This window comes from Quisquiliibacterium sp. (assembly GCF_982640115.1).
In genome coordinates this window covers 1-3,420 of record NZ_CEXFHW010000274.1, presented here as the reverse complement: position 1 = coordinate 3,420, position 3,420 = coordinate 1, and the positions used below count along the sequence as shown (strand labels likewise).

Below are 3,420 nucleotides of genomic sequence, written 5' to 3'. Positions count from 1 at the left end.
GGCATCGGCGCCGCTCAGCCGATCCGCCTGCGTCCCCATCCCTCGGATCCGCCCGGGCGCTATCAGCCCTGGCTGGCCGCGCATGCCGATCTGCCGGTGAGCCTGGATGAGCGCAGCGGGCTCGATGAGGCGATCAGCCGCTGCGACTGGGTGGCAGGGTGCGAATCGATGGCGATGGTGGTCGGGCTCGCGGCAGGCCGCCGGGTGATCGGCACCCTGCCGCCCTGGGCCCCGGCGTGTCGGCTTCCGCACCCCGGGCTGATCCATCTTCGCGAGCGGCTGGGCTGAGCGTATCGCGCCGGGGATGCGTGCGGGATAATGCCGCGATGCCCGCGGCCCCGCGCATCCGCCTCGCTCTGGCCGTCATCTGCCTCGGTTCGCTGGTCGCGCCGCTCGACACCACCGTCAACACCGCCTTTCCGGTGATCACCGGCGCCTTCGGGCTGGCGCTGCGCGACATCCAGTGGGTGGTCATTCCTTTCGTGCTGGCGCAGACCAGCCTGGCGCTGGTCTTCGGCCATCTCGGCGACCGCATCGGGCATCGACGCGTGTTCGCGGCCGGCATGGCGGCCTGCGTGCTCGGTCATCTGGCGGTGGCACTCGCGCCCGACTTTCCCCTGCTGGTGGCCGGACGGGTGCTGCAGGGCATGGCGGTGGGCATGGCGGTGTCGTGCGCGCCGGCGCTGGTCACCCTTCTGGTGCCTCCCGCCGACAAGGCGAGGATGCTCGCGGTGTATGCCGCGGTGAACAGCCTGGGCATGGCCCTGGGGCCCTGGGTGGGCGGGCTGCTGCTGCAGGCCCTCGGCTGGCCGGGGGTGTTCCTGTTCCGTGCGCCGATCGCGCTGCTGGCCCTGCTCATGCTGCCTGCGGTGCCGGCCGTGAGCGTGCGCCGCGAAGGGCCGGGCGCCGGCGGCTTCGACTGGCTGGGCGCGCTGGGCCTGATCGGCGTGCTGGCCACGCTCGCGCTGGCACTCACCGAACTCACCCGGCCCGGCGCGGCCTGGTGGTCCGGCACCGGGCTGCTCGCGCTCGGCCTGACCGGCGCTCTGGCCTGGGTGCGCCACGAGAGCCGGGCCGCGCATCCGGTGATGCGCATCGCGCCCTTCCGGTCGGCGCGCTTCTCGGGCATCCAGGCGGCGTCGGTGATCGTCAACCTCGCCTGCTTCGCCAATCTGCTGCTGCTGCCCTATGTGCTCACGCGCCAGGCGGGCATGGCCATCGCGCAGGCCGGGCTGGCGCTGTCGGTCTACCCGGCCGGGTCGGTGCTCGGCAATGCGCTGGCGGGGCGTCTGGCGCGGCGTCTGGGCGCACCAGGGCTGATGGCGTGGGGGCTGGGGGTTGCGGTGGCCGGGCTGGGGCTCTCGGCGGTGGTGCTGGGCCTCGTTGCCGGTGCCAGTGGCCCGGCGATCCTGCCGCTGGCCGCCGGCATGCTGGTCAGCGGGCTCGGCCTGGGCCTGTTCCAGGTGGGCTACATGGACCAGACCACCACGCTGCTGCCGGTGCATGAACGCGGCGTGGCCGGCAGCCTGGTGAGCGTCACGCGCCTGCTGGGCATCCTGCTCGGGGCCACCGGCATCGGATGGCTGCAGGGGCTCACCGGACAGGCGGCGGCCAGCTTCGGGGTGCTGGCTGTCGCGCTCGCGGTGTTCACGGTTTCATTCCTGCTGGCAGGCCGGCCCAGGCCCGGATCGGGCTGAACACCCGGGGTTTATCATGGGCCCGCTGTGCCGGCCATCCGGCCGGCGCCGGCCTTGCCCAAGGATGACCGCATGCTTCGCGTCAAACCTGTTGCCGGCGCTCTCGGCGCGCTCATCTCGGGCGTCGATCTGCGCGAGGCCATCTCCGCCGATCTGGCCGCCGAGCTGCGGCAGGCCCTGCTGCAGCACCAGGTGATCTTCCTGCGCGATCAGGACCTCACCCCGGCCCAGTTCCTGCGCTTTGCCCGGGCCATGGGTACCCCGGTGGAATATCCCTTCGTGAAGGGCATCGAGGGCTACCCCGAGATCATCGAGGTGAAGAAGCTCGAGCACGAGCGCACCAACTTCGGCGGGGTCTGGCACACCGATACCGCCTATCTCGAGCAGCCGCCCATGGGCTCGATGCTGCTGGCGCGCGAGTTGCCGCCCTACGGCGGCGACACCCTGTTTGCCAACCAGTACCTCGCCTTCGAGTCGCTCTCGCCCACGCTGCAGTCGATCCTCGCCGGCCTGCGCGCCGTCAACAGCTCGGCCAAGGCCGATGTCTCCAAGACCCGCGAGGACCGCATCAAGGGCGGCGACGGCCGAGACGACGCGCGCCAGGAGTACAACGCCGAACACCCGGTGGTGCGCACCCACCCCGAGACCGGCCGGCGTTCGCTCTATGTGAATGTGGCGCACACCGTGCGCTTCGTCGGCATGACCGAGGAGGAGAGCGCGCCGCTGCTGCAGTACCTGCACCAGCACCAGGTGCGCCCGGAGTTCACCTGCCGCTTCGCCTGGGAGCCGGGCTCGCTCGCGTTCTGGGACAACCGCTGCGCGCTGCACAACCCGGTGAACGATTACCACGGCTTCAGGCGCCTCATGCACCGGATCACCCTGGCCGGCGACCGGCCGGTCTGACCGGCGCGTGCCGGGTCGGCGCGCATCGAGGCTGCGCCTTCAGCGCATCGAGGCTGCGCCGTCAGAACCGGCGCGCTCAGCGCTTCACGAAGCGCAGCGTGAAGCGGTCGCTCTCGCCGATGGCGAGCCAGCGCTCGCGATCGATGTCCTTCAGGCGCAGCGTGGGCGGCAGGGTCCACACCCCTTCCGGGTGATCCTTGGTGTCACGCGGGTTGGCGTTCACCTCGGAGCGGCCGTCCAGGCGGAAGCCGGCCTGCTCGATCAGGCGGATGGCCAGGTCTTCCCGCACATAGCCGGAGGCCATCTGCTCGGCTTGCGATCGGTCGGTGCGGCCGCGGTGGTCGACCACGCCGAGCACGCCGCCGGGCCTCAGTGCGCGGTGGAAGGCCCGCAGGCTCGAGTCGAGCTCGTTGCGCTCCAGCCAGTTGTGCAGGTTGCGGAAGGTGAGCACGCAGTCGGCACGGCCGGCCGGGGCGATGGCATGGCGGTCACGGTCGAAGGCCGTGACCGCCACGCGGTCGTAGAGCGCCGGCTCGGCCTTGAGCCGCTCGAGCAGGCGCTGGTGGTCGGCGAGGTAGTTCGGGGGCGCGTCTGGCGGCCGGTTGGCGGCAATGTACTGGCCGCGCTCGCGCAGCCAGGGCGCGAGGATCTCGAGGTAGTAGCCGGCGCTGCCGGGCAGGATCTCGACCACCCGCCAGTCGGGCCGCAGGCCGAAGAAGGCGAGGGTTTCGGCCGGGTGCCGGGCGCCGTCGCGCGCCCGGTTGGCCGCTCGGCGATGCGGCTGGCCGAGCAGCGCGGCGAAGACCGCGGCGTCGACCTC

Annotated in this window: 4 protein-coding genes; 3 read left to right on the top strand and 1 reads right to left on the bottom strand. The window is 72.0% G+C overall.

Annotated features, from left to right (window positions below; genetic code table 11):
• The 3 genes from AC2H6A_RS18770 to AC2H6A_RS18760 form a co-directional block, all read left to right on the top strand.
• On the top strand, positions 1 to 288 hold a 288-nt coding region (locus AC2H6A_RS18770), incomplete at its 5' end, for a hypothetical protein (RefSeq protein ID WP_484275243.1).
• 38 nt (positions 289 to 326) lie between these two features.
• Positions 327 to 1,697, top strand: a complete 1,371-nt coding sequence (locus tag AC2H6A_RS18765) for an MFS transporter (protein ID WP_484275242.1) — start codon at positions 327 to 329, stop codon at positions 1,695 to 1,697.
• A 72-nt stretch (positions 1,698 to 1,769) separates the two neighbouring features.
• Positions 1,770 to 2,600: a TauD/TfdA dioxygenase family protein gene (locus AC2H6A_RS18760; RefSeq protein ID WP_484275241.1), complete on the top strand. Its 831-nt coding sequence runs from the start codon at positions 1,770 to 1,772 to the stop codon at positions 2,598 to 2,600.
• Between the two features lie 76 nt (positions 2,601 to 2,676).
• Here the strand turns inward: AC2H6A_RS18760 and AC2H6A_RS18755 are convergent.
• The coding region (locus tag AC2H6A_RS18755; RefSeq protein ID WP_484275240.1) for a class I SAM-dependent methyltransferase at positions 2,677 to 3,420 on the bottom strand (744 nt) is incomplete at its 5' end.